Genomic DNA, 25,056 nt, shown 5'->3' on the forward strand with positions numbered 1-25,056 from the left:
TATACTTAAAAAGCCCGAAGGAATCCCCTCGGGCGGCTTTGCTTAATATTTTTTCAGAAAATTGCCAAATTTCGTATACTGTCCCATCCATGTCAAATCGACCGTACCCGTCGGGCCGTTTCTCTGCTTCGCAATAATCAGCTCTGCCTGATTTTTCTTTTCCGTATCGGGGAAATAATATTCATCACGATAAAGAAAGGCAACTACGTCCGCATCCTGCTCAATCGCGCCGGACTCACGCAGGTCGGAAAGCATCGGGCGGTGATCCGCACGCTGTTCACAGGCACGGCTCAGCTGACTCAGCGCAATCACAGGCGCTTCCATCTCTCTTGCAATCGCCTTAAGGGAACGGGAAATTTCGGAGATTTCCTGCTGACGGGAATCGTTTCTGCTATTGCCGCTCATCAGCTGCAAATAGTCAATCACGATAAGCCCCAACCCTTTTTCCACCTTCAAACGGCGGCATTTGGAGCGCACCTCCATCGGGGTCACCCCGGGGGTATCGTCAATATAAATCGGGGCTTCAGAAAGGGGACCCATGGCGTTAATCAACTCCGCCCAGTCGTTTTCCTCCAATTCCCCGGTACGCAGCTTCTGTGCATCAATCATGGCCTCGGAACAGAGCATACGGTTGACCAGCTGCTCCCGGCTCATTTCCAGAGAGAACACCGCCGTCGGCACATTGGCACGAATCGCCGCATTCTGGATGATATTCAGCGCAAATGCCGTTTTCCCCATGGAAGGACGCGCCGCAAGCAGAATCAAATCTGATTTTTGCAGACCTGCCGTTTTGGCATCAAAATCCAGAAAGCCCGTCGGCACACCTGTCAGCTTGCCCTTGGAACGGTAGATATCCTCGATTTTTTCAATCGAGCTGACCGCGATATCTCTGATATGATGGAACTGCTCGGAATGGCGCTTCTGCATGATGTCAAAAATGCTTTTTTCCGCCGTATCCATAATGGCATTGACATCCTCTTTGCCCTCATAGCTCAGCTGAGAAATATCCCCGGCAGTGCGAATCAGACGGCGCAGAACGGATTTTTCCTCCACGATTGCCGCATAATGGCGCACATTGACGGAGCTGCCGACCGCAGAAGAAAGATTTGCCAGAAAAGGCAGACCGCCTATCTGCTCAAACTGCCCTTTTTCCTCCAGCTTATTCTTGACTGTAATCACATCAATGGGAGAGCCGGAACGATATAATTCCTCTGCCGCTTCAAAAACCATGCGATGGTCGGGGCGATAAAAATCCTCCCCACGCAGTACCTCAAGCGCAACAGATGCCGCTTCTCTGTCCAGAAACATGGAACACAGGACAGCCTGCTCCGCCGTTTCATCATGGGGCGGCACACCGCGCATATATTCTGTTTGCTTTTCCTGTTCTTCCATGTTTTCCGCCTCCTGTACGGGGACTTACGCTTCTACGATTTTCACCTTTACCTCTGCCGTTACCTTAGGATGCAGCTTAATGACTGCGGTTCTTTCGCCCAACATCTTGATGGGGTCACCGATAGAAACCTTCTTCTTATCAATATCCAGCTTGGTCTGCTTTACGATTTCCTCCGCAACCTCTTTATTCGTCACAGAGCCGAACAGCTTGCCGTTGCCGCCTGTTTTCACCTTGATGGTAACAACCTTATCCTCCAGCTCCTTTGCAGTTGCCTGCGCCTTTTCCAGCTCCTCCTGCTTACGCTTTGCCTCCGCCTTCTGCTTCAGCTCATAATCATTCAGATTGCTTTTTGTTGCTTCTACAGCCAGCTTTCTGGGCAGCAGGAAATTCTTTGCATAGCCCTCGCTGGCATTGATTAAGTCGCCCTTTTTGCCGACGCTTTTTACGTCCTGTAATAAAATCATCTTCATGTCGTTTCCTCCTTCAAATATTCATCAATGGCACTGCGTACCCTCTCCTTCGCTTCTTCCGCGCTGCAATCCTTAAGCTGCGCCCCGGAAACGGTGAAATGGCCGCCGCCGCCCAGTTTTTCCATAATTCTCTGCACATTCACATCCCCAAAGCTGCGTGCGCTGACATAAACCACATCATCCACCTTGCAGCAGACAAAGGATGCCTTAACCCCTGTTACATTCATTAAATCATCCGCCGCCTGCGCCGCCGTCAATGTGGAATTCTCCCGATTGGCAGGGCATACGGAAAGCGCCATGGAGCCAAGATACAGCTCCGCATCACGCACAGCGGTTGCTTTTGCCTTATAGGAATCAATATCATTCTGGAACAGCATACGCACACGGATACTGTCTGCCCCGTTGCGGCGCAGAAATCCTGCGGATTCAAAGGTAATCGCACCCGTTTTGACTGCGAAATTCTTGGTATCCACGGTAATGCCTGCCAGAAGCGCATCTGCCTCGATGGAGCGCAGCTTAATCCTCTTGCCGATATGCTGAATCATTTCCGTAATCAATTCAGACGTAGAGGATGCGTAGGGCTCATGATACAGCAGAACCGCCTGCTCAATGAAATCCTGCGCGCTCTTTCTATGGTGGTCAAACACAACGATTTTCTTTGCCGCCTCCAGAACGGAAGGACCTTCTACCATACTGGTGCGGTGCGTATCCACAACAATCACCAGTGTTTTATCATCCATTTCCTTCAGTGCATCTTTTTCCTTCATAAAAGCAGTCTGATAATATTCATCCTGCGCCATCTGCTCGGAAATACACTTAATCCCTGTGCTGACCTCATTCATCACAATGCGGCATTTTTTGCCCATAGCTCTTGCAATGGCACAAATCCCCATGCTGGAGCCAAGGCTGTCCAAATCCCCATTGCGGTGTCCCATAACCATAATAGACGAGGATGCGCCCATCAGCTCCCACAGAGCATCTGCCTTTACGCGCGCTCGGATACGCCCGTTTCTGCCAACCTCGCCTGCCTTTGCGCCGTAGAACAGGTATTTTTCGCCTTCCTTAATCAGCACCTGATCCCCGCCGCGTCCCAATGCAAGGTCAAGCGCCGCCTTCGCACTCTGCATGGCATCCTCCAGAGAGCCGCCGCCAATGCCGACCCCCATACTCATCGTTACAGGAATATGCTCGCCAACATTGATTTCGCGAATGGTATTCATAATATCAAATTTCTTTTCCTTTAATGTCTCCAAATCCCCCTTGGAAAGCAGGAGGATATATCTGTCCATCTGCAGCTTTCGCATCACGCCGTTGGCATCCGCGGCAAACTGTGTCAGCTTTCTGTCCACGATTGCGGAAAGCAGGGGCTGTCTGTCCTCCGCAAGGGAATCCATAACATCCTCATAATTATCCAGAAACAGCATCCCGATAACCGTTTCGTTGCGGTCAAGTCTTTCCTCCAGCTCATACTGCTTGGAAATATCCACCAGCGTCATATTCAACACATTGCCGACTGCGCCGTTTTCCTCGACCACCTCGCACTGGTTCAGCATGGCATCGTAATGCTTTTCCTCCACTACAACCACAGCATGCTTGCCAATCCCCGCCTTTTTCAGCTGTTCTACCACAGGCAGAATCAATTCCATATTCGGAAATTCCTTTGCGAATTTCTCATTATACATTAAAATGTGCCCCCGAATATCCAGCACCGCATAGGGAATGGGCATATTCTGGGGAAGCGGGAAGTTGTGCTGCAAAACTGTCGTATCCAGAAAGGCTACTCTGTCGTCTGCATTTTCTTCCTTCCGTGTGCCGTTATCCTTTAAAAGTGACCATGCGAAAAAGCCTGCCGCCGCGCCAATCAGCGCACCGAAGCCGACTCTGGCATCAATCAGAAAACAGATGCAAAGCAGCAGAATCACTGCCGCCACCCCGATGGGGTTGCTTTCCCTTCCTGTTTTTTCCTGATATTGCTCACTCTTAGCGTTTTCGCTCATATCGTCCATCATCAGACCTCCATAAACGCAAAAAATCTTACCTTTTGTTTTTCCTCGAAAACTCTCTTTGCTAATGAGATATTATAGCATAAAAGCAGGTGTGACTCAATAAAAAAATGCCCTGCGGCAGGCTCTGCCATGGCGAAGCAGAAAAAATTTCGTCGAAAAACCAAAAATTTCACATCATCCTTATAGCTTTTCGGGAAAATTCATAGTATCATAGGATAAGATACTCCGGAAAACGGGTATCCTATTTATTGATTCGAGGTGTCAGTATGAGACGGTTTGATAATTTCAGGCGCAGCAGAAACGAGCAGGATAAGCTGCTCGCAAAAATCTGTATCTATGCGTTTATTCTGCTTGCCGCATTGATCCTGTTTGAAAAGGTCATCGGCAATCTGCCAAATATCGGCAGCAGCATCACCAAGGCAACCAACTATCTGAATACGCTGACCGCACCCTTTCTGATGGGCTTCGCGATTGCTTATGTCATGAATCCTTTCCTGAATTTTTTTGAAAAAATCTTCAAAAAAAGCGGTGCCTTTTTTCAGAACCATGTGAAAATCACCCGTATTCTTTCTATTTTAATCAACTACGTCATCATCATCGGCGGTACGGTCTGGATTGTGATTTATCTTGTGCCTGAGGTACGAGATTCCATCATTACTTTCGCGACAAACGTCACAGCCTATTCCGATGCCATGAATGTGCGTATCCAGAATTTCTTCGACCGGATTGTGTATATCAACAGTGCGGATGTGAATAACGTCATCAACCGCCTGCTTGCCCCTGTGAAAGATATTTCGCAGAATGCGCCGGAGCTTCTGGAAACGATTGCCGTAAATGTATATGGCTTCGGGCGTATCACTATTCAGTTCATCATGGCAATCTTCATTGCCTTTTATATGCTGCTGGATAAGGAACGGTTCAGCCTGAAGGCAAAAAAAGGGATTTACACCTTCTTTCCCGAGGAAAAGGCAGATGTTATCCTGCGCTCCGCTATTCGCACGCATCATATCTTCCAGAACTTCATTGTCGGCAAGGCAGTTGATTCGCTGATTATCGGAATTCTGGCGTTTATCGGGCTGAATCTGATGAAGGCCCCCTATCCGCTGATTCTCAGCCTGATTATCGGCGTAACGAATATGATTCCGTATTTCGGGCCGTTTATCGGCGCAATCCCTGCCATCCTGATTACGCTGCTCATCGATCCCCCTCTGGCGATTGCAGTCGGCATCTTTGTTCTGATTTTGCAGCAGTTTGACGGGAACTACCTCGGGCCGAAAATTCTGGGCAATTCCGTTGACCTCAATCCCCTTTGGATTATTCTTGCAGTGTTGATTGGCGGTGCCTTCATGGGGCCTGTCGGGATGTTTGTGGGCGTGCCCGTTTTCGCGACTATCAAAACCTTTGCATCGGAATATGTCAACCGAAAATATACTGAAAAATATCCGACAGGTGACCCCCTGTCCATCCAAACGGATGCGCAGGAACAACCCGGAAAAATCAAATGAGATTGTACCATAAAAAAGGAATCTCAAGTCAGAAGCGGCTTGAGATTTTCTCTTTTTATCAGATTACGAACGGAGGTCTTTTATGACAGAAACAAGAAGAACCAGCTTTTTTGCGCTGCTATTTTTTATTTATTTCATTGGGGTATCCTTTCTGATGGCATATCTCCCTTTGGCATCCCGCCTTTCGGATAGTGCCTATATGCTCCTGTCGCAGCTTATCTGCTTTGTGCCGCCGCTGCTGGCATATTTTAAATGGTCGAAAAAAAATGTGAAGGAAACTCTGCGGCTAAACCCTTTGGGGTGGAAAAATCTACTGCTTCTGCTCTCCTTCGGCATTTCCATTCAACCACTGATGAGTCTGCTTTCCTATCTGACGGCACTCTTCTTCCCCAACCCTGTGGAGCAGTCCGTCGGCGGCATCCAGTCCTCCGGCTTTCTGGTTTCATTTGTGGCGGTTGCAGTTTTACCCGCGGTGTTTGAGGAATGCTTTTCGCGCGGCATCCTGCTCTCCGGATATCATTTTCTGGGGAAATATAAGGCACAGTTTGCCTGCGCACTGCTTTTCGGTCTGCTGCATCTGAATCCGCAGCAGTTTCCGTATGCGTTTATTGTCGGATTTATTTTCGCCTTTCTGGTGGAGCGGACAAATTCCATCTTTGCTTCCATCCTGCCGCACATGATCATCAACGGCACAACGATTTTCAGCATCTTTGCCACAAGCAGTGAAACCGTGACAACCGCGGCGGCAGAGCTTCCGCAGGGCAGTACGCTTGCTTCTCTGCTTGTTGTTTCCCTGCTTTCCCTCCCTTGGCTTGCCGTGCTGCTCTATCTGTTTCTGAAGGCAAACCCTCCCGGAGAAGAGCTTCTGCTGCTGGATGAAACCGGCAGCCCCTATCGGGAACGATTCCTTTCCCCTGCGATTATCACTATTTTCGCAATCTTTATTGTGTTCGGACTTTTGCCCTATGTCATGGCATGAAAAAAGGAGCCTTTGGCTCCTTTCAGACTGTAGACAAAGTAATTTTGAGGCAGCGGAAGGGTTTGGGAAACAAATCCGTTTCCCAAATGGAATCCGCAGTCGGAATTCACTTCCGACGAGGAAAACAGCGAGTTTCAAGGCTTTTAAGCTGATGGAACTCGTCTGTTTATTCCTCTGTCTTAGCAAGTCGAAATCCCGATTTCGACTTAGGGTGTCAAAACCCCCTGCCTTGACCTCTTACTGCTCCATCTGCTTCCCCAGAAAGCCTGCCGCCGTCTGCGCCAGCTTGCCTTCCACCTCGCCCATCTTCTGATCCTTGGAAAGGAAAATAATTGCGCCCATAGCGTCCCCCTCCGCAATAATGGGTACAATCAGCTGATGATTATACGCGCTTTCGGAATCATCCTCCAGAACAGGGACGAAGTTCGCATCATTTCTCTCCGCAATCAGCGAGGTGCGCTTGTTGATGCAATTTTCCATTTCGGAGCTGATATGCTTTTCAAAAAACTCCTTTTTCCCGCCGCCCGAAACGGCGATAATCTGATCCTTATCCACAATACAGGTGATATGCCCCACAGTCTGCGCTAAGGATTCCGCGTATTCCTTCGCGAATGTGCCCAATTCCCCGATGGGAGAATATTTTTTCAAAATAATTTCGCCCTCGCGATCGGTAAAAATCTCAAGGGGATCACCCTCGCGGATACGGAGCGTTCTTCTGATTTCTTTGGGTATAACCACACGCCCAAGGTCGTCTATTCTTCTGACAATGCCTGTTGCCTTCATTGTATCTTCCTCCTGCCAAATTTATTGTAAATGTAGTATTTGCAGGAAAAATTGAAATATGCGCTTCTCCCTCTCTGTGAAAATCTGGCAAGAAAAAAGTCTTGCATGTATCTACATCCAAGACTGTCTGTTTTTATGATTTTCTCTCCTCTCCCCAGAAGAACAGTGCCACTGTTCCCGGGCCGGTGTGACTGCCGATGGTCGTGCCGATGCTATTGATCAGCACCTTGCCATTGAGGTGTGGGAACCGGCTTTCAATCAGCTTCGCCACCGCCTCTGCATCCTTCTCGCAGGCAGAATGAGAAATATAGCACTTCTCATGATACTCCAGACCATCCTCCGCCAATTCCTCCATCTTTTTTTCAATGGCTTCAATGACCTTCTTCTTTGTCCGTACCTTCTGCATTGGAATCAGCTTTCCTTCATCATTCACATGCAGCAGCGGACAAATACTCAGCATTGTGCCGACAAAACCTGCCGTTTTCGTTACTCTGCCGCCCTTGATGTAAAACGTCAAATCTGTAGAGAAAAACCAATGCTGCACCTTGCGCTTGTTTTCCTCCGCCCATTGGCGCAGCTCGTCAATCCCCATACCTGCATCCCGTAAATCCGCAAGCTTATCCATCAGAAGCCCGTAGCCGGAGGATGCCGAAAGGGAATCCACAATATAGATTTTCCGTTCGGGGTATTTTTCCGCAAGAATATCCTTTGCGATATTCGCAGAATTCATCACACCCGTAATGCCGGAGGAAAGGCAAAGGTGCAGAATATCCTTTCCTTCCTTCAGAAAGGACTCAAAATATGCTTCAAATTCCGCCACATTGACCTGAAAGGTTTTTGTTTCCGCCCCCCTTGTCATTGCTTCATAAAACACATCAAAGGGCATAGACTGCCCCAGATCATCGGGGTATACCGTTCCATTCAGCTCATAATGAAAGCAAATATAATGGATATTTCTATTTTGAAAGTGTTCCAACGATAAATCCGCCGTGGAACAACAGCTGAGAACAAAGTTTTCCATGCGTACCTCCTTTTTCCGATTCTGCACAGGGCAAAATTATCACTCCCATAGTATAGAACCACAGTAGGAATTTGTAAACAAAATGCTATGTAAATTTCGTGTAAAGAAGTCAACAGAAGCCGCGGATGCTTATTCTGCCTTGTTGTCCCTTGTCATCAGCTCCAGAACGGCATCCTCCACATTTTTCCCCGCAAAGAGAACCGCATAAATGCTCTGTGTAATGGGCATGGAAACGTGATATTTTTCCGCAAGCTGACAAGCCGCCTGCACTGTATTCACACCTTCCACAACCATCTTCACCTCATCGAGTGTTTCCTGCAGGCTTTTGCCCTGCCCCAGAAGGATACCCGCTCTGCGGTTTCTGGAGTGCATACTCGTACAGGTTACAATCAGGTCGCCAATACCGGAAAGTCCCGCAAAGGTTTCCGCCTTACCACCCATTGCCATGCCAAGACGCTTCATTTCTGCCATGCCTCTTGTCATGAGCGCCGCCTTGGTGTTGTCCCCAAAGCCAAGCCCATCAGACATCCCTGCCGCCAGTGCCATAACATTTTTCAGTGCTGCGCCGATTTCCACGCCAATCAAATCCGTATTGGTATACAGACGGAAACGGGGGTTTGCAAATTCCTCCTGCACCAGCTTTGCCACTGCCTCGTTTTCGCAGGCAATCAGACAAGCGGTCGGCACCTTTCGCGCAACCTCCTCTGCATGGCTCGGTCCGGAAAGCACACAGACCTCACATTGGGGCGCTTCTCTTTTGATGACATCCGAAAGCAGGAACAGTGTTTCCGGCTCCAGGCCCTTTGCCACATTCACCAGAATCTGCCATGTTTTCAGATAGGGTGCAAAATCTCGCACGGTTTGTGCAACGGCTCTGGAAGGAACCGCCAGAATCACGATATCCGCGCCGTCCACAGCCTCCTTGCGGTCGGTGGTTGCCTGAATGGAATCGGGAATCACCACGCCGGGGAGATATTTCTTATTTGTTCTTTCTTTCAACAGCTCATCCACTGCGTCCTGTCTTCTGGACCAGATGAAAACCTCATGTCCGTTTTCCGCCAGCATCACTGCAAGGGCTGTCCCCCAGCTGCCGGAACCAATGACCGTTACCTTTTTCATAAGCTGTGACCTCCAGTCTTATTTCTTCAAATCACAATTTCCAAAACGCATTTATTTTTTAGAACCGAATTTATTTTCCGTACCGTTTAAAAGCTTTTTGATATTCCCTCTGTGCCGCCAGAATGCCATCGCACTGACAAAAATCGTCAGATAGAGCATTTCACGAGGGAAGCCCAAAAGATAGGCACTGATGGGCAGCGTCAGCGCAAACAGCAGCGAGCCAACGGAAACATATCTTGTTGCGAATGCCATGCCAAAGCCAATCAGTGCATTGGGAATGGCTAAGCGGATATCCATACTGAACGCCATTGCCGCTGTCATACCAATCATAACGGCAATCCCTTTTCCGCCCTTAAACTTCAGGTAAAAGGGGTAATTGTGCCCCAGAACCGCCCCGACAGAGCCATATACCCCTGCCAGGTTGCTCCCAAAAATCGCACGACAGATGACAAAAGCAATCACGGATTTCATAATATCCCCGATGAATACCAGCGCGCCTGCCTTTTTCCCCAGCACACGCAGAGCATTTGTAGTACCAAGGTTGCCGCTGCCATGCTGACGCAAATCCACCTGCCATATTCTACCGACCACATAGGCTGTTTCGATACAGCCGATGCAATAGCCGATACATAAACAAATCAAACGAAACATATCAATCCTTTTCCCCTTTTTCTCTTACAATGAAATGAATCGGTGTGCCGACAAAGCCAAATGCTTCTCTTAGCTGATTTTCGATATAACGGCGGTAAGAGAAATGGAACAGCCCACGCTCGTTTACAAAAATAACAAAGGTAGGGGGTTTTACGGATACCTGTGTCATATAATACAATCTCAGCTGGCGGCCCTTATCCGCAGGGGGCTGCTGCATTGCGGTTGCCTCGATCAGCACCTCATTCAAAACACCTGTGCTGATACGCAGGGCATGGTTCTGATATACCGTCTGAATCAATTCCAGCATACGGTTAATTCTTTGCCCTGTCATGGCAGAAATAAACACCTTCGGCGCATATTCCATATATTTCAATTCCATGGAAATATCCTTGAGATATTTATTCATGGTCTTTTCGTCCTTTTCAACGGAATCCCATTTATTGACGGCAATGATTGCCGCCTTCCCTCTTTCGTGGGCAATGCCTGCAATCTTGGTATCCTGATCTGTAACGCCTTCGTTGGCATCAATCAGAAGAATCGCAACATCACAGCGCTCCACTGCCGCAACCGCGCGGATGATGCTGAAGCGTTCGATTTCCTCCTTGATTTTGCTCTTGCGGCGCATCCCTGCCGTATCAATGAAGATATACTTCTGTCCGTCAATTTCAATCGGCGTATCGACTGCATCTCTCGTTGTGCCTGCAATATTGCTGACAATCAATCTGTCCTCGCCGAGAATCTTGTTAATCAGGGAGGACTTCCCCACATTGGGCTTCCCGATGATAGCAACCTTGATGGCATCGTCCTCCTCCTCATAGATGTCCTTTTCAGGGAAATTCGCAATAATCTGGTCGAGCATATCGCCCAAGCCCAATGCCTGCCCTGCGGAAACGGGCAAGGGATCGCCGATGCCCAATTCGTAAAATTCATAAATCGCCAGCGTATCACGCTTTACGCTGTCCACCTTATTCACCGCCAGGACAACAGGCTTTTTCGTGCGGCGCAGCAGATTTGCAACCTTCACATCATCCTCTGTTACACCTGTTTTTACGTCTGTGACAAACAAAATTACATCCGCGGTTTCAATCGCAATCTGCGCCTGCTGTACAATCTGCTTCTGAATCACTTCTTCGGAGCCGATTTCCATACCGCCGGTGTCAATTAAAGTAAATTTGCGGTCAAGCCATTCCACATCGGCATAGATACGGTCACGGGTCACCCCGGGGGTATCCTGCACGATGGAGATACGCTCGCCTGCAAGTCTGTTAAACAGGGTGGATTTGCCGACATTGGGACGACCCACCACTGCTACGATTGGTCTGCTCATATACTACCTCCTGCTTTGCAGTTTTTTTCATTTTTCTGATAAATGGGCAAGAATACCCAATTTTCCATTCTGTTTAGTATACCACAAAAAGAAGGGAAGTACCACGATTTTTTGTACTTCCCTTCTTATGCTCTCCTTAAATCAGCTCTATTACTCCCGCCATCACGCCTCTTTTTTCGCCCATGCCTCTATGGGAATAAAAACGCTTCTGGTCGCATTTGGTGCAAAGACCCGAAATTTCGATATCCTGCACCCCCATCTCTGCCAACAGGCGGCGGTTACATTCCCATAAATCCATTTTATATTTTCCCTCTGCCGCAGGGTCTTTTTCCACAATCTCCTCCGTCCAGGGGATGTTTTTGCGGAACAGCGCAAGCACAGGTTCATCCATCTGGAAGCAGCATTTCCCGATGGAAGGACCGATTGCCGCCGTCACATCCGCAGGGTCTGTTCCAAAGGTGCGCATCATCTCCTGTAAAATTTTTTCCGCCATGCGGTTGCCTGTGCCAACCCAGCCGCAGTGCGCCACGCCGATGGCATGGTTCTTTTTATCCAAAAGGAACACAGGCACACAGTCTGCCCCGAAAATCACCAAGGGAATATGCTTCTCGTTGGTAATCAGCCCATCCACATCCGTATAGCCGCGCTCCGTCCAGACACCCTTGCCTGCATCTGCCGCCGTCACTCTGCGGACATTTGTGGTGTGTGTCTGCTGAGAGGTTACATAATTTTCCGCCGTAAAGCCGACCGCCTCCGCCAGAATTTTATAATTCTGCAAAACAGGCTCCCGTTTCTCGCCGCGCGCAAAGCCCATGTTCATGCTTGCCCAGTAATCTGTGCTGACACCGCCGTGCCGCGTCGTAAAGCAGTGCTTCACCAATCCTGTCTGCTCCAGATTATCAAATGTAATATATTCCAAGTCATTCTTTCTGTTAATCTTCATCTTTCTCCCTCGTTTTCTTCTATCATTCAGAAAGCCGAAACGCATCCTCCGTATAGCGGAAATAAGTTTTCCCCTCGCTGTTCAGCACCTCTGCCACATCAAAGCGGAAATCATATCCCATTTCCATCAGACACTCCTGCGCAATATATGCCTTTGCCGCACGAATGATGTTCTGCTGCTTGCGGCTGTCCACCGCTTCGGCAGGTGTTCCCATGGTTTCATTTTTTCTGTATTTCACTTCCGTAAACACGATTGTGTTCTCTTTCTTCGCAATAATATCAATCTCGCCCCGGAGCGCATGAAAATTCCGCTCCAGAATCTCATAGCCCATTTTCTGCATCTGCTTCGCCGCAAGCGTTTCTCCTCTGCCGCCCTTATCGGTTGTGGTGTCCCCCTCCTGCGGGCGGAGATTTTTCACAAAGCTTCTGCGGTGAATCGGGGTCAGCCCCAGCCTTTGAATTGCCGCAATATGCTCCGCAGAGCCATAGCCCTTATTCGCCGCAAAGCCATAGCCGGGGTAAACTGCATCGTATGTTTCCATCAAGCGGTCACGATAAACCTTGGCAACAATGCTTGCCGCCCCGATGGACATACTCTTTGCGTCCCCCTTAATAATGCCCCTCTGCGGCGTGGAAATGCGCGGAATCGTTACCGCATCCGCAAGGATATACTCCGCATGAGGGCTTAGCTGTGAAAGCGCCTCGCGCATGGCTTCATAGGTTGCCTGTAGGATATTGATTTCGTCAATCCGCTCATTGGAAACAATCCCGATACCGTAGGCAACGGCTTTTTCCAGAATCACATCATATAATTCCTCTCGTTTTTTTGCGGAAAGCTTCTTGGAATCATTCACGCCTTCAATTTTACATTCCTGCGGCAGAATTACCGCCGCCGCAACCACAGGCCCCGCCAAAGGCCCTCTGCCAACCTCGTCAATCCCTGCAACAAGCGCATAGCCTGCCGCCCAACAGCCCCGTTCATAGGTCAGAATTTCCTCTAAGCGTGCCTGCTCCTGCAAATGCCTTTCGTATTTTTTCCGAAAAGAGGTCAACACATTCTGCACACCCTTGCGGCTGTCCCCTTCCCATTGCTTTAGCTGCGCAGGCAGGGCATCTATCGAACAACGGCTCAAAATCTCTTTTATCTCATTGATTGACTGCATATTCTCCCTCTTTTCTTTTTTCATCCCTCGTATCATACACTATTTTCTCCGTTCTTGCAACGAAAGCGTATGCCATACAATTTTTGAATTGTGTGATATTCTCTCCTGTGCTATGCTGAGTACAGAAAAAATATATTCACCTAAGGAGGTCTTGTATTATGAAATGTTATCACGTTGACGCATTTGCAGAAAAGGTGTTCGAGGGCAACCCTGCCGCAGTCTGTGTACTGGACAAATACCCCTCCGATGCACTGATGCAGAAAATCGCAGGCGAAAACAACCTGTCCGAAACCGCCTTTGCCGTAAAGGAGGGCGCAGGCTATCACCTCAGATGGTTTACCCCCGGCGGTGAAATTGACCTTTGCGGTCATGCCACTTTGGGCACTGCCTATGTGCTGTTCCGTTTCTTTGAAAAGGACGCATCCTCCATTACCTTTCAAACAATGAGCGGCGCACTGACCGTTCTGAAAAAGGGCAACCTGCTGGAAATGGATTTCCCTGCATATGAACTGAAGCAAATCCCCGTTACACCCGCCATGGAGGATGCCTTCGGTGTGGCAATCACAGAGGCATGGCTGGGGCGTGACCTGCTCTGTGTGACAGAAAATGCAGAGGCAATCCCCACACTCACCCCCAACCAAGCAAAGCTGATGGAACTGGATGGTCTGCTGCAACATATCACCGCAAAGGGCAAGGAATATGATTCCGTATCCCGCACCTTTGCGCCAAAGCTTGCAGTCGCCGAGGACCCCGTTTGCGGCAGCGGTCATTGCCATATTGTTCCGCTTTGGGCAAAAAAGCTGGGGAAGGAAAGGCTGGTGGCGCGGCAGGCATCCCAACGTGGCGGCACGCTGTACTGCGAAATGCAAGGGGATAGACTGAGCCTTGCAGGCACAGCTGTTCTGTATTCCATCGCAGATTTGTATGTAGAAGAAGAACATTAAGTTAAACAAAAAGGGCAGACATTCGATAGATTCAAATATCCGCCCTTTTTATACTTCTGTGGTCCTATGCTACTGTTGATAAAATCGGGAGTATTTTCATTCAAGTAAGCACTTTTCCTTCCCGATTTTTTACTCGCCTCATTCTCCTATCAACCGAAGTTTAATGTCTGAACAAGCCGATAAGCCATCTTGTGCGTCCTCCTATATGAAACAAACGAAATCCCAAAAGCCGTAAGGGTGAAACTTTTTTAGGAAACAAGATTCTTCTTATTTTTTCAGCCCTCATCATGAGTCCTCCTCCGTATCGCAGTTATCTTCCTTTGTCATCGTCCATCTTCTTGCCCTTCGGACAAGAAGCGTCCCTCTCTTTCCGCTCGGTCAATTCAAGTTTGTCTAAGCGGTACCATTCACATTTCGCTGCGCTTCATGTTCACTTCGTATATTCTTCCTTCAAATCAAACGCATGATTCATCGGGCCGCTGCCTGCGCCCAAATCCAGCATTGCCGCCAACGCACCGGAGATATATTCCTTCGCACGCTCCACTGCGGTTTCCAAATCATTTCCCTTTGCCAGATTTGCCGCAATCGCGCTGGAAAGCGTACAGCCTGTGCCATGGGTATTGGGGTTATCAATGCGCTTTCCGCGGAACCAATGTGCTCCCTTTTCATCATAAAGCAGGTCATTCGCATCATTCATGCTGTGTCCGCCCTTGCAAAGCACCGCACAATGGTATGCCTTACTGATGATTTCCGCCGCCGTCACCATATCCGCAGGGCTTGTAATTTTCATATCGGCAAGCACCTCCGCTTCAGGAATGTTCGGCGTAACAACCGTCGCAAGGGGCAGAAGCTTTTCCTTCAGCGCAGAAACCGCATCCTCGCTAATCAGCTTTGCACCGCTGGTCGCAACCATCACCGGGTCAACCACGATATTTTCCGCATGATATGCCGTCAGCTTTTCCGCAATCACGGAAATCAGGTTTACAGAAGAAACCATCCCGATTTTCACCGCATCGGGGCGGATATCCGTAAATACGCTGTCAATCTGCATCCCCAGAAATTCCGGTGTCACCTCAAAAATCCCCTGTACGCCGGTGGTATTCTGCGCCGTCAATGCCGTAATCGCGCTCATGGCAAATACACCGTTCATCGTCATGGTTTTCAAATCCGCCTGAATCCCTGCGCCGCCGCTGGTATCGCTGCCTGCAATGCTCAATGCTGTTTTCATGCTGTCTTCCTCCAAACTTTTTTCTTGCTCTCGCAAATTTTTTACGCCTGCACCATTTCCGCGGAAAGGGCCTTCAATGTCTTACATTCTTCCTCGATATTTTCTGCGCCGAAAATCGCGGAAACCAGAGCCACACCGTCCACGCCGGTACCCTTCAGCTCCAGAATATTCTTCTTATTGATGCCGCCAATGGCAACCACAGGGATATCCACCGCCGCTGTGATTTCCTGCGCCGCTTCGCGAGAAACCTCCTCCGCATCCAGCTTTGTCCCCGTATGGAACATTGCGCCAACGCCCAGATAATCTGCACCTGCCTTCTGCGCCGCCAATGCCTGCTCCACATTTTTTGTGGAAACGCCGATGATCATATCCTCACCGACCAGCGCACGCACATTGCCGGCCTCCATGTCGCTCTGCCCTACATGAATCCCGTCTGCCTTGCATTTGATGGCAATTTCCACGTTATCATTCACGATAAAGGGCACGCCGTATTTCGCACACAGCGCTTTCATTTCAATGGCTTCCTTCAGAAAATTTTCCTCATCCAGTTCCTTTTCTCTCAGCTGTACGCAGGTCGCGCCGCCCTTCAGTGCATCCTCTACCTGCTCCATTAACGTCTGCTTGCCTGTCCACATACGGTCTGTTACGGCATACAGCAGCATGGTTTCCTTTTCACATTTCATTGCTTTTCCTCCCGTTCTCAAAGGATTTCATATTTCGCACATTTTTCCAGTTCTTCGCCGGTCAGATTGCAGATGGCATCAATAATATAATTGCGGTAGCTGGAATTACCGTCCTGCTCTGTCAGCCTTGCATGTGCCTTTTCGCCGCAAATGCCCATGGCGCAGACTGCCGCCGCCGTCGCCTCCAAGGGAGCTTCGGGGTTTGCCGTCACATAAGCCGCCGTCATCGCAGAAAGCTGACAGCCTGTTCCTGTAATGCTGCTCATCATGGGATGTCCGTTGTAAATGCAGAATGCCCTTTCGCTGTCCGCAACAATATCAATCGCGCCCGTAATGGCAATCACCGCACCCGTTTCCTGCGCGAATTTCTTTGCAAATGCAACCGTCTGCGGCAGATTTTCCTTCGTCACCTTGTCCGCGATATCCGCATCTACGCCCTTTGCGCCGCCTGTCCCCAGAGCCAGTGTCTTGATTTCGGAGATATTCCCACGCAGAACCGTAAAATGGATATCCTCCAGCAGTGCCTTGGCGGTATTTGTCCGCAGCTTGGATGCACCTGCCCCAACAGGGTCTAATACAACAGGGTGTCCCAGTTTGTTTGCCTTTTTGCCTGCTAAATGCATCGCAGGAATGGTGCGCTGATTCAGCGTCCCGATATTGATATTCAAGCCGCCGCAGATTGCTGTAATCTCCTCCGCCTCCTCGGCATCGTCCGCCATGATAGGAGAACCGCCGCACGCAAGCAGAATATTCGCACAATCGTTTACGGTTACATAGTTTGTAATATTATGAATGAGCGGGCATTTTTCCCGCACATGATCCAGCATTTCCTTTAACATTCTCCTTACCTCCTTATCTGACTGCCGCCGTTTTCAGAATCCCTGTTTTCCGCAATGCCCCCAGCAGAATACCGGACAAAATCGCACCGCCTGCCGTGGAAATCAGAAACGGAATGACATAGGCATAAAACGCAATCTGCCCCGCCTGCATCCCCATAAACAGAATCGCAACGGGATATGCACACAGACCGCCCAAAACCGCTGTGCCAAACACCTCTGCAATCAAGGTCAGAGGGATACTTTTTGTTTTCCAGAAGGCAAGCCCGCAAAGCAACGCCCCAAACATACTGCCGGGGAACGCCATCAAACTGCCGATACCCAGAAGATTTCGGATTAAGCTTGCGCAAAATGCAACACCCACGCCGTAAAACGGCCCTAGAAGCACCGCACACAGAATATTTACCATGTGCTGCACCGGCACACATTTGCTCCCGAATACAGGGATATAGAAAAAGCTGCCAACCACTGCCACCGCGCATAAAATACCTGCATAACATAATTTTCTTGTTCCGAATTGCTTCATTTTGATAGACTCCTTTCTCAACAAGGAAGAACAGACAGCGTTCTTCCTGAAATACATAGACTTCCCCCTTGAAAAGGGCTTTCAGAAAAATCGGTCGAAACTCACTGGCTTCCTCTCACGCCGGAACACGGCTTCCCATCGCTGCTGTTCTTTCTGCAGGATATAGGGCGCTCCCCCTCTATCCTCCCGATGCTCCATCGGGTCAGCTTCCTTGCTTCGGAATCCGTCAGAAAGTTTTTATACTATTTTGCAATCAAAAAGGGAAACCTCTCCTTTGGAAGTTTCCCAACGCTTTTACGTCTTTTTCAAGCGTCCCTACGTTGGCATTATCCAAATCAGGTTATGGGTCGAAGGCTTTTCCTTCCTCTCAGCCTGCAAGACAAGCTCCCCTTTGTGTTCACTTGTAAATTTAATTATATACCTCTCTTCCAAAAATGGCAAGACCTTCAAATGGTAAGACCCTCACTCTGCCAATCCTTCTAGCCCTCCAGAAGCTTCCCCACGAAATACGGAAACTGCTTCTCCCACCAGGGCCAATCGTGGTTCACATCCTCGCCCCAGAAATCAATCCATGCCGGCACAGCAAGCCGTTCAAACTGCTCCTTCAGAATCCATGCGTCCTTTTTCGCTTCATCCTCCCATGCGCCCTGTCCGCAGCAAATAATAATCCTTCCGCGGCGGAACTGCTCCACCAACGGATGATCCTGCGGCATCTGCGGCAAGTAATCCACAGGCGAATTATAATAAATATCCACATCATCATAATTCGGGAAGAAATATCCTGCATGGAACAGACCGCTCAACGAAAGGCATCCGCCGAAAAGGTCAGGTCTTCTCAGATAGAGATTCACGCAATGATAGCCGCCCATGCTCATCCCTGCAAGCATCACTCTGCCTTCATAGGAAACGCCGTCCGTTTCGCTGTGAATCTGATGCAGGCACGGCAGAAATTCCTCACAGAGATAACGAAACCACTGCTCATGCCAGAGAATTCTGCCATGCTGGTCACCCCATGCCGCGCTCCACGTTTCCTCATCCACACAGCCTACACAGAACAGCTGCAGCTGTCCGTTTTCCAGCCTGTCCGCAACGGTATTCACCATGCCTCTATCCTCAAAATCGTAGAAATTCCCATCCTGACACGGAAAAACAATCATCGGCAGCCCTGCATGCCCATATACCTTAAACTCCATGTCTCTCTGCAAATGCTGTGAATATTCTTTGTAATATCGAACGTGCATAAAATCCCTTCTTTCTCCTTACGCCAGCAGAAGGTACGCAAAATAGCCGCCATAGCAGGCAAGCATCAGCAGTCCGTGCCGGCGTTTCAAAACCCTTCCGCGGTAAACACATACCAGAAGAAGCACCGCTGCCGCAACCGCCACAATGCTGTCCACCCGGAATGTAGGCTGATACACAACCGGCACAATCACCGCCGTAATCCCGACCACAAACATGATATTAAACAGGTTGCTGCCAACAATATTACCGACTGCAATATCCGAATTGCCCCTTCTTGCCGCCGCCACGCTTGTCACCAGCTCCGGCAGAGAAGTGCCGAAGGCAACGATTGTCAGTCCGATAAAACGCTCACTTATGCCGAAAATACGCGCAATGGCAGATGCCGCCTCCACAGCCACATGACTCCCGAAAATAATTGCTGCCACACCAACCACAACAAGCAGAATCAGCCTGCCGAAGGATACCTGCTTCGCGTATGCGTCCATCTCCTCATTCTCCACAACGCCTCTTTTTGCCAGCCGCAGAAGATACAGCATATACACCACCATGCATGCCAGAAGGATGACACCCTCTGCTCTGCTGATGATATTGTTCTGCAGCCCCATAACTGCCAATAAAATCGTCACACCAATCACCATCGGAATTTCATAATGAATCGTTGTTTTCTGCACCGCAATCTGACACACCACCGCCGTCAAGCCCAGAATCACCAGAATATTCATGATATTGCTGCCTACTACATTCCCTATCGTAATTTCCGCACTGCCGCGCAGTGCCGCCGAAATACTGACCGCCGCCTCAGGCATGCTCGTCCCCATGGCTACAATCGTCAGCCCGATGACAATCTGCGGAATTCCGAATTTATTTGCAATGCCTGCGGAGCCCTCTACGAACCAATCCGCTCCCTTTACCAACAGCACAAAGCCAACCACCAAAGCCACAAGGGCAAATACTATCTGCATCACGCACGCTCTCCTCTTTTTTCTGACGTAAAATATATTGTCTCATTATACCCCTATGATACAGAAAAATCTACTGTCCTCCCTGATTTTCGAGCAAAAAAATCTCCCTCACGCATTGCCATTTTTTCGGAAAGCAATTTTCATAAGCTGACGCAGCAAAATGTTCTGCAGAAAGTTTACAGATAGCTGTAGAAACTGTATGATAAAGATATCTGATAAAACGAGCAAAACAAAAAACAAACCGTATAGAAAAGGGGATGCTCATAGAATGACAGATAAGGATATCTATTTGTGGAGAACCACCGTAAAAACAGGCAGTCAGGATGGGAAGGCATTTGAATTCTGCCTGCAAAACAATATTCTGGGCGTAGGCTGGTGCTTACGCAATACAGATGGCATCCCCTATATCCCGACTTCTATCGAAGAATGTGAGAAAAAAGGGCGCATGCAGTATGATTCCTGTCGCGGCTTTGTTGTATCCATTCACGCCTTAAAGGAAATGGCTGTGGATGATCTGATTTGGACACGCCATAATGGCGTTTACTATTTATGTCGTGTACTGAGCACATGGAAATATAGCTGTGATGCCGCACATATCTATGAGGATGTCATCAACTATGTGGATGTTGAATTCCATGAAATCGGCACTGTTGAGATGGTGCCCGGAAGGGTTGTAAACAGCTTTCGGGCAAGCGCAGCATTGCAACGAATAAAGGGGGATGTTCCGTTGAAATACTCGGAGCACCTGTATAATACGATTACCGGAACACAATTCTATCCTGACTGCGCTGTGAAAAAAGAAGAAATTCTGGATTTCCTACAGCCGGAGGATGTGGAGGAGGTCGTCAGCTTGTATTTACAGTTAGAAAAAGGCTATCTCCTCTACTCCAGTACAAATAAGCTGGGTACGCAGACCTATGAATTTGTTGCCGTAGCAAGAGACGGCAGCCACAAGGCATATCCGCAGGTCAAGACAGGAAAAACGCCTCTTGACGGCAATCATTATAAGGAATTAACAGCCAACGGAGATAAGGTTTTCCTGTTTACCGTTGAGGGAGAATATAAAAACACAGCCGGAATGGATATCATTGACCGAAAAGCGCTGATTGACTTTATATATGGGCATAAACGCATTATGCCCGGCAGAATCAGGCAGTGGCTGTAATAGTTTGCCCCATAACTCATAAAAGACCGGCATTGCAGGCGAAAACAGCTTTGCAGTACCGGTCTTTTATCATATTATTTTTATTTTAGGAAGTCCTCGGAAATTTCCGAAGGAGATATTTTTTTATTCTGCATCATCCAGCAGATTCCGCATATCCTGCAAGCTGATAACCAACGTAGAAATATTATGCAGCAATGCAGATGTTGCAGGCATAAATACGCCGGCTACGCCAAACGCGATTAGCCCTGCATTGATGCCGACGATTGCACGATAATTTCTGTGAATTCTCTTCATCAGCAGGTTACTGAGCCGTTTCAGCTTTACCAGCTCATGCAAATCGTCCGCCGCAATCGTGATATCTGCGATTTCGCGGGCAATCTCTGCACCATCGCTGATAGCAATGCCGACATTTGCCGCAGACAACGCAGGAGAATCGTTAATGCCGTCGCCAATCATAATAACCTTGTTGCCCTTTTCTGTTTCCTTGCGTACAAATTCCGCCTTATCCTCCGGCAGAACCTCGGAAAAGTATTCCTCAATGCCGACCTTTTTTGCGATTGCTGCCGCGGTGTGCTCGTTATCCCCCGTCATCATTACGATTCTTTTCAGACCAAGCGCCCTCAGATTGCTGATAACCTCTGCCGCCTCTGCACGCAGGGGGTCTTCAATGCAGATAACCGCCGCCAGCCTGCCGTCAATTGCCAGATACAGGTGAGAATACTCCTTCGGCAGTGCATCGAATTTTTCCTGCTCCGCAGGGTCAATCGTGCATGCCTCATCTTCAAATACAAAATGGTAGCTGCCAATCACAACCTTCTGCCCTTCTACGGAAGATGCAATGCCGTGTGCAACGATATATTCCACCTTGGAATGGGTTTCTTCGTGCTCCAGACCTTTTTCTGCCGCCGCAGAAACAACCGCCTTTGCCATAGAATGAGGGAAATGCTCCTCCAGACAGGCCGCCAGACACAGCAGCTCGTCTTCCTCCTTGTCGCAGAAGGTGTAAACCCTGCGAACCGCAGGCTTTGCCTTTGTCAGTGTGCCTGTTTTATCGAATACGATGGTATTTGCTTCCGCAACTGCTTCCAGATATTTGCCGCCCTTTACGGTGATATGATAAGAACCGGCTTCGCGGATTGCAGAAAGCACGGAGATAGGCATGGAAAGCTTCAATGCGCAGGAGAAATCAACCATCAGTACAGCCAGTGCCTTCGTCACATTTCTTGTCAGCGCATAAATCAATCCTGTCCCCAGAAGGGTATACGGAACCAGTCTGTCCGCCAGATGCTCTGCTCTGCTTTCCACTGTGGATTTCAGCTTTTCGGAATCCTCAATCATGGTTACGATTTTTTCAAACCGTGTGGAGCCGCTCATTTCTCTGACCTGTAAAACGATTTCGCCTTCCTCCACAACCGTACCTGCGTATACGTATGTACCGACTTCCTTTCTGACGGGCAGGGATTCACCCGTCATGGATGCCTGATTGACCATTGCTTCGCCCTGACGAATAACCCCGTCGAAGGGAATGACATTGCCCATGCGAACAACAACGCTGTCACCAAGCGCAACCTCCTTCGCAGAAACCAGAATTTCCTGTCCGTCCTGCAACAGCCATACCTTGCTGACATTTAGAGACATGCTCCTTGCCAGATCGTCAACGGACTTCTTATGTGTCCATTCCTCCAATGTTTCGCCGATCCCTAACAAATACATAACAGATGCTGCTGTGTTCATTTCGCCGCGGAATACGGAAACGCCGATAGCAACCGCATCCAGTACGCTGACCTCAATTTTGCGCTGCAGCAGGCAATGCGCCCCTTGATACAGATATTTTACGGATTTCACAGCCGTAATTGCCGCGCGAACGGGATAAGGCAGGAACAGCTTTTTCCCGAAATGTATCAATGTCTGTCCAACCAGCCTGCTCTGATATTCCGCATTCATCTCTCTGGAAGAATGTCCGGAAATTGCCGTAGGCAGCTCCACCCTGTCATAGCAGAACTGCTTCAATGCAGTAATGATGTCTGCACGCTCCGCAGTGTATGTAACAACGGCATCACAGGTCTTTTCATATACCTTAGCGTGTGCCACGCCGGGCAGCCCCTCCAGATAGTATTGCAGGGTATCCGCCTCAGCAAAGGTCATTCTGTTCTGCATCATGTGCACACGAAGTCTGCCCTCTATTTCATGCTTAATTTGAAATCTCATGTTTACACCTCCAAAGAAAAACGGAGCCATAGGCCCCGTTATCAGAACTCTCGTTCCTTATGCTTCTGTTGCTTCTGTTGTTTCTTCAGCTTCTTCTGCTTCCTCTACGGAGTTCTCCTTTTCGTAGCGTTTCTCGTTGATCTGCTTTGCTTCAGCCAAAATATCCTCTGCGTTTTCCTGTACAACATTTGTTGTTTTCATCACGCAATCCTTTGCACGCAGCACTGCAGCAGTACCCTGTGTGTAAACCTTCTTCGCATCCTTGCTGCCCAGAACCTTCAGCCCTGCTGTACCGAACAGCACACCACCTGCAAAAACAGCAACCTTATCCAACTTAATATTTTTTACACAATCCAGACATTTTTTAAGCATATTAAAAACCTCCTTTAAATTTTATCATTTTCTCTTGTAACCGGTGAGCATGGTCATGAAGAAACAAAACACGCAAAGCCATGCCCATGTTTTATGATTTTTCATACAAAACCTCCTCATCTGTTGTTTTCTGTCTAATAATAGCACTTTTTTGTAAAATTAGCCAAGCATAACATCCTTTATTGATATTTTTTTTCAAATTGCATCTGTTTTGTAGACATTTTTTACAGAAAGCACCCTTTCGTCTTTCAGGTAACCACAGTCTCGCAGACCCGTCTGCAACACCCTGTTCCACTCTGCCGCATCCAAATGCAGCTTTCCACCATCCTCCAGCATCACAGTTATGACTCTGCCCTCCGCAGGCTCTGTCATTTCCGAAAATTTATAGAGATTTCTGCGGTTGATGGCACCGATTTCCTCCAGCATATTCAGCGTGCGGTATACCGTTGCCGTGCCGATTTTCTTGTTGATTTTCGAGGTTTTATATAAGATTTCCTTGCAGCTGCCGCAATCATTTTCCAGAATAATATCAATCACCGCAATACGCTGCTTTGTGATGCGGTAGCCGCCTTCCTTCAGCTTTCGTAAAATCATCTCTCTCTGCATGTGAATACGAAAATTTTCAAAATCTATTGGCGCTTCCTTTTCGATTTTTGTAAACTGTCTCACCCCTGCGCCTCCAATCCTTTTTATATCTGATAAAAACTGATTTTGTGATTAGTATAGACTAACATTAGTTAGTTGTCAATAACTGCATGGTATATCCGTTCGAAAAATCCCGTTTTTATAAATTAAAAATGTGACAGAAAAAGCTCCCCATCACATTTTTATATTTTTTCCTATATTTATGTAGAAAAAGAAATGCCCTATTTATTCTTGTTTCTGTCTCTTACGCCCACCAATGTATACCCCGTTGGGCGCAAAATCATTTTAAACTGATCATCGGTATATTCCTTTTTCATCCGCACAAAAGCGGAATTTCTTTTCAAATCTGCCACGGCCCAAATGTCTCCCTGCTCATTCAGTGCATTTTCCACATACCGCACGCAGTTTTCGCAGGTCATCCCCTTGATATCCAGAACGGCAGTATAGGGGTAATCCTCCGGATTCTTGTCCGCTACCTCAACCCTTCTGCCCTCTCCGCTGTCCGCAGAGCCACAGCAGCCGTATTTCATACTCATTTTATATTTTTTCACCGTAAAAATCGCAATCACAATAATCACAACTGCCACGATACTGTTAAGCAGCATAAAAATCCCTCTCTTTCTCTCCTGCTTTTCCACATACAAAAAGATGGACAAAATATCCATCCTTCGTATGTAAAAAGATTTTTTTGATGTATTTTCCGATTGGCTCGATCGGATGAGTGATAATTTTTACTGTTAGCTTTGACTAACTTATGGATTTATTGTAGCACTGTTTTTCCTACCTGTCAACTGGTTTTTTCATTCCTTTTTGATTTATTTCTATCAATAATTTATTTCTACACAATAGCTGCACAAAAAAACATCCGCAGGAAAATTCCTGCGGA

At 48.3% G+C, this 25,056-nt stretch carries 24 protein-coding genes and 1 riboswitch; of the genes, 4 read left to right on the forward strand and 20 right to left on the reverse strand.

What is annotated here, in order from left to right; genetic code table 11:
• Positions 1 to 42: 42 nt before the first annotated feature.
• Genes dnaB through EJE48_RS02540 form a run of 3 tightly spaced genes read right to left on the reverse strand, consistent with a single transcriptional unit; the run spans position 43 to position 3,869 of the window.
• On the reverse strand, positions 43 to 1,392 hold the full coding sequence (gene dnaB / locus EJE48_RS02530; RefSeq protein WP_016406573.1) for a replicative DNA helicase: 1,350 nt from the start codon (positions 1,390 to 1,392) through the stop codon (positions 43 to 45).
• A 24-nt stretch (positions 1,393 to 1,416) separates the two neighbouring features.
• The gene (gene rplI / locus EJE48_RS02535; protein WP_016406574.1) at positions 1,417 to 1,863 is read right to left on the reverse strand and encodes a 50S ribosomal protein L9; all 447 of its coding nucleotides are present in this window, start codon (positions 1,861 to 1,863) and stop codon (positions 1,417 to 1,419) included.
• A complete protein-coding gene (locus EJE48_RS02540; protein WP_160117300.1) occupies positions 1,860 to 3,869 on the reverse strand; it encodes a DHH family phosphoesterase in 2,010 nt (669 codons plus the stop codon). Before EJE48_RS02540 ends, rplI begins: the two co-directional genes overlap by 4 nt.
• A gap of 266 nt (positions 3,870 to 4,135) precedes the next feature.
• On the opposite strand from EJE48_RS02540, the gene EJE48_RS02545 reads away from it, so the two are divergent.
• On the forward strand, positions 4,136 to 5,374 hold the full coding sequence (locus tag EJE48_RS02545; protein ID WP_124984272.1) for an AI-2E family transporter: 1,239 nt from the start codon (positions 4,136 to 4,138) through the stop codon (positions 5,372 to 5,374).
• Between the two features lie 82 nt (positions 5,375 to 5,456).
• Positions 5,457 to 6,353 (forward strand): CPBP family intramembrane glutamic endopeptidase, encoded by an 897-nt coding sequence (locus EJE48_RS02550; protein ID WP_124984273.1) that lies wholly within the window; start codon positions 5,457 to 5,459, stop codon positions 6,351 to 6,353.
• Positions 6,354 to 6,590: 237 nt separating this feature from the next.
• Here the strand turns inward: EJE48_RS02550 and spoVT are convergent, their stop codons facing one another.
• The 7 genes from spoVT to EJE48_RS02585 all read right to left on the reverse strand — a co-directional run bounded on the left by spoVT (position 6,591) and on the right by EJE48_RS02585 (position 13,359).
• Complete coding sequence (gene spoVT / locus EJE48_RS02555) at positions 6,591 to 7,136, reverse strand: stage V sporulation protein T (RefSeq protein ID WP_016407482.1); 546 nt, start codon at positions 7,134 to 7,136, stop codon at positions 6,591 to 6,593.
• A 133-nt stretch (positions 7,137 to 7,269) separates the two neighbouring features.
• Complete coding sequence (locus tag EJE48_RS02560) at positions 7,270 to 8,157, reverse strand: DegV family protein (RefSeq protein ID WP_124984274.1); 888 nt, start codon at positions 8,155 to 8,157, stop codon at positions 7,270 to 7,272.
• A 129-nt stretch (positions 8,158 to 8,286) separates the two neighbouring features.
• Positions 8,287 to 9,276: an NAD(P)H-dependent glycerol-3-phosphate dehydrogenase gene (locus EJE48_RS02565; RefSeq protein WP_016407484.1), complete on the reverse strand. Its 990-nt coding sequence runs from the start codon at positions 9,274 to 9,276 to the stop codon at positions 8,287 to 8,289.
• Between the two features lie 51 nt (positions 9,277 to 9,327).
• Positions 9,328 to 9,927 (reverse strand): glycerol-3-phosphate 1-O-acyltransferase PlsY, encoded by a 600-nt coding sequence (gene plsY, locus EJE48_RS02570; RefSeq protein ID WP_016407485.1) that lies wholly within the window; start codon positions 9,925 to 9,927, stop codon positions 9,328 to 9,330.
• A gap of 1 nt (position 9,928) precedes the next feature.
• Positions 9,929 to 11,254 carry a ribosome biogenesis GTPase Der gene (der, locus tag EJE48_RS02575; RefSeq protein WP_118579783.1) on the reverse strand — a complete coding sequence of 442 codons (1,326 nt, stop codon included), beginning with the start codon at positions 11,252 to 11,254 and terminating at the stop codon, positions 9,929 to 9,931.
• 136 nt (positions 11,255 to 11,390) lie between these two features.
• The gene (pgeF, locus tag EJE48_RS02580) at positions 11,391 to 12,197 is read right to left on the reverse strand and encodes a peptidoglycan editing factor PgeF (RefSeq protein WP_016407487.1); all 807 of its coding nucleotides are present in this window, start codon (positions 12,195 to 12,197) and stop codon (positions 11,391 to 11,393) included.
• A gap of 22 nt (positions 12,198 to 12,219) precedes the next feature.
• Complete coding sequence (locus tag EJE48_RS02585) at positions 12,220 to 13,359, reverse strand: ribonuclease HII (RefSeq protein WP_147365471.1); 1,140 nt, start codon at positions 13,357 to 13,359, stop codon at positions 12,220 to 12,222.
• A gap of 158 nt (positions 13,360 to 13,517) precedes the next feature.
• Here EJE48_RS02585 and EJE48_RS02590 point away from each other — a divergent pair, with 158 nt between their 5' ends.
• Positions 13,518 to 14,303, forward strand: coding sequence for a PhzF family phenazine biosynthesis protein (locus EJE48_RS02590; RefSeq protein ID WP_124984276.1), 786 nt, complete (start codon positions 13,518 to 13,520; stop codon positions 14,301 to 14,303).
• 430 nt (positions 14,304 to 14,733) lie between these two features.
• Here EJE48_RS02590 and thiD read toward each other — a convergent pair whose 3' ends face one another.
• The 6 genes from thiD to EJE48_RS02620 form a co-directional block, all read right to left on the reverse strand.
• A complete protein-coding gene (thiD, locus tag EJE48_RS02595) occupies positions 14,734 to 15,531 on the reverse strand; it encodes a bifunctional hydroxymethylpyrimidine kinase/phosphomethylpyrimidine kinase (protein WP_124984277.1) in 798 nt (265 codons plus the stop codon).
• A 41-nt stretch (positions 15,532 to 15,572) separates the two neighbouring features.
• Positions 15,573 to 16,214 (reverse strand): thiamine phosphate synthase, encoded by a 642-nt coding sequence (thiE, locus tag EJE48_RS02600; protein WP_016407491.1) that lies wholly within the window; start codon positions 16,212 to 16,214, stop codon positions 15,573 to 15,575.
• Positions 16,215 to 16,231: 17 nt separating this feature from the next.
• Positions 16,232 to 17,053 (reverse strand): hydroxyethylthiazole kinase, encoded by an 822-nt coding sequence (gene thiM, locus EJE48_RS02605; RefSeq protein WP_124984278.1) that lies wholly within the window; start codon positions 17,051 to 17,053, stop codon positions 16,232 to 16,234.
• A 13-nt stretch (positions 17,054 to 17,066) separates the two neighbouring features.
• Positions 17,067 to 17,576 carry an energy coupling factor transporter S component ThiW gene (gene thiW, locus EJE48_RS02610; protein WP_124984279.1) on the reverse strand — a complete coding sequence of 170 codons (510 nt, stop codon included), beginning with the start codon at positions 17,574 to 17,576 and terminating at the stop codon, positions 17,067 to 17,069.
• Positions 17,577 to 17,870: 294 nt separating this feature from the next.
• Positions 17,871 to 17,977: riboswitch (TPP riboswitch) on the reverse strand.
• A gap of 78 nt (positions 17,978 to 18,055) precedes the next feature.
• Positions 18,056 to 18,817, reverse strand: a complete 762-nt coding sequence (locus EJE48_RS02615) for an esterase family protein (protein WP_016407494.1) — start codon at positions 18,815 to 18,817, stop codon at positions 18,056 to 18,058.
• 18 nt (positions 18,818 to 18,835) lie between these two features.
• Positions 18,836 to 19,780, reverse strand: a complete 945-nt coding sequence (locus tag EJE48_RS02620) for a calcium/sodium antiporter (RefSeq protein ID WP_016407495.1) — start codon at positions 19,778 to 19,780, stop codon at positions 18,836 to 18,838.
• Positions 19,781 to 20,048: 268 nt separating this feature from the next.
• On the opposite strand from EJE48_RS02620, the gene EJE48_RS02625 reads away from it, so the two are divergent.
• The gene (locus EJE48_RS02625) at positions 20,049 to 20,945 is read left to right on the forward strand and encodes a hypothetical protein (protein ID WP_118579792.1); all 897 of its coding nucleotides are present in this window, start codon (positions 20,049 to 20,051) and stop codon (positions 20,943 to 20,945) included.
• 123 nt (positions 20,946 to 21,068) lie between these two features.
• Here EJE48_RS02625 and EJE48_RS02630 read toward each other — a convergent pair whose 3' ends face one another.
• From EJE48_RS02630 to EJE48_RS02645, 4 genes are all read right to left on the reverse strand, one after another.
• Positions 21,069 to 23,153, reverse strand: coding sequence for a heavy metal translocating P-type ATPase (locus EJE48_RS02630; RefSeq protein WP_118579795.1), 2,085 nt, complete (start codon positions 23,151 to 23,153; stop codon positions 21,069 to 21,071).
• 57 nt (positions 23,154 to 23,210) lie between these two features.
• Positions 23,211 to 23,525, reverse strand: a complete 315-nt coding sequence (locus tag EJE48_RS02635) for a DUF6110 family protein (protein WP_016407498.1) — start codon at positions 23,523 to 23,525, stop codon at positions 23,211 to 23,213.
• A gap of 195 nt (positions 23,526 to 23,720) precedes the next feature.
• On the reverse strand, positions 23,721 to 24,194 hold the full coding sequence (locus tag EJE48_RS02640) for a Fur family transcriptional regulator (protein WP_016407499.1): 474 nt from the start codon (positions 24,192 to 24,194) through the stop codon (positions 23,721 to 23,723).
• A 197-nt stretch (positions 24,195 to 24,391) separates the two neighbouring features.
• On the reverse strand, positions 24,392 to 24,826 hold the full coding sequence (locus tag EJE48_RS02645) for a heavy-metal-associated domain-containing protein (protein WP_016407500.1): 435 nt from the start codon (positions 24,824 to 24,826) through the stop codon (positions 24,392 to 24,394).
• Between the last annotated feature and the right edge of the window lie 230 nt (positions 24,827 to 25,056).

This window comes from Anaerotignum faecicola, from assembly GCF_003865035.1.
Classification (GTDB): Bacteria; Bacillota; Clostridia; order Lachnospirales; family Anaerotignaceae; genus Anaerotignum_A; species Anaerotignum_A faecicola.

Bases quoted from the DNA above. Each gene is read 5' to 3' on its own strand.
- thiD (WP_124984277.1), bottom strand. From the start codon at position 15,531: ATGAAAACAGCATTGAGCATTGCAGGCAGCGATACCAGCGGCGGCGCA.
- der (WP_118579783.1), bottom strand. From the start codon at position 11,254: ATGAGCAGACCAATCGTAGCAGTGGTGGGTCGTCCCAATGTCGGCAAA.
- EJE48_RS02560 (WP_124984274.1), bottom strand. From the start codon at position 8,157: ATGGAAAACTTTGTTCTCAGCTGTTGTTCCACGGCGGATTTATCGTTG.
- EJE48_RS02540 (WP_160117300.1), bottom strand. From the start codon at position 3,869: ATGGACGATATGAGCGAAAACGCTAAGAGTGAGCAATATCAGGAAAAA.
- thiM (WP_124984278.1), bottom strand. From the start codon at position 17,053: ATGTTAAAGGAAATGCTGGATCATGTGCGGGAAAAATGCCCGCTCATT.
- EJE48_RS02545 (WP_124984272.1), top strand. From the start codon at position 4,136: ATGAGACGGTTTGATAATTTCAGGCGCAGCAGAAACGAGCAGGATAAG.
- EJE48_RS02585 (WP_147365471.1), bottom strand. From the start codon at position 13,359: ATGCAGTCAATCAATGAGATAAAAGAGATTTTGAGCCGTTGTTCGATA.
- EJE48_RS02620 (WP_016407495.1), bottom strand. From the start codon at position 19,780: ATGCAGATAGTATTTGCCCTTGTGGCTTTGGTGGTTGGCTTTGTGCTG.
- dnaB (WP_016406573.1), bottom strand. From the start codon at position 1,392: ATGGAAGAACAGGAAAAGCAAACAGAATATATGCGCGGTGTGCCGCCC.
- EJE48_RS02630 (WP_118579795.1), bottom strand. From the start codon at position 23,153: ATGAGATTTCAAATTAAGCATGAAATAGAGGGCAGACTTCGTGTGCAC.
- pgeF (WP_016407487.1), bottom strand. From the start codon at position 12,197: ATGAAGATTAACAGAAAGAATGACTTGGAATATATTACATTTGATAAT.
- EJE48_RS02550 (WP_124984273.1), top strand. From the start codon at position 5,457: ATGACAGAAACAAGAAGAACCAGCTTTTTTGCGCTGCTATTTTTTATT.
- rplI (WP_016406574.1), bottom strand. From the start codon at position 1,863: ATGAAGATGATTTTATTACAGGACGTAAAAAGCGTCGGCAAAAAGGGC.
- plsY (WP_016407485.1), bottom strand. From the start codon at position 9,927: ATGTTTCGTTTGATTTGTTTATGTATCGGCTATTGCATCGGCTGTATC.
- EJE48_RS02625 (WP_118579792.1), top strand. From the start codon at position 20,049: ATGACAGATAAGGATATCTATTTGTGGAGAACCACCGTAAAAACAGGC.
- thiE (WP_016407491.1), bottom strand. From the start codon at position 16,214: ATGAAATGTGAAAAGGAAACCATGCTGCTGTATGCCGTAACAGACCGT.
- spoVT (WP_016407482.1), bottom strand. From the start codon at position 7,136: ATGAAGGCAACAGGCATTGTCAGAAGAATAGACGACCTTGGGCGTGTG.
- thiW (WP_124984279.1), bottom strand. From the start codon at position 17,576: ATGAAGCAATTCGGAACAAGAAAATTATGTTATGCAGGTATTTTATGC.
- EJE48_RS02565 (WP_016407484.1), bottom strand. From the start codon at position 9,276: ATGAAAAAGGTAACGGTCATTGGTTCCGGCAGCTGGGGGACAGCCCTT.
- EJE48_RS02635 (WP_016407498.1), bottom strand. From the start codon at position 23,525: ATGCTTAAAAAATGTCTGGATTGTGTAAAAAATATTAAGTTGGATAAG.
- EJE48_RS02590 (WP_124984276.1), top strand. From the start codon at position 13,518: ATGAAATGTTATCACGTTGACGCATTTGCAGAAAAGGTGTTCGAGGGC.
- EJE48_RS02615 (WP_016407494.1), bottom strand. From the start codon at position 18,817: ATGCACGTTCGATATTACAAAGAATATTCACAGCATTTGCAGAGAGAC.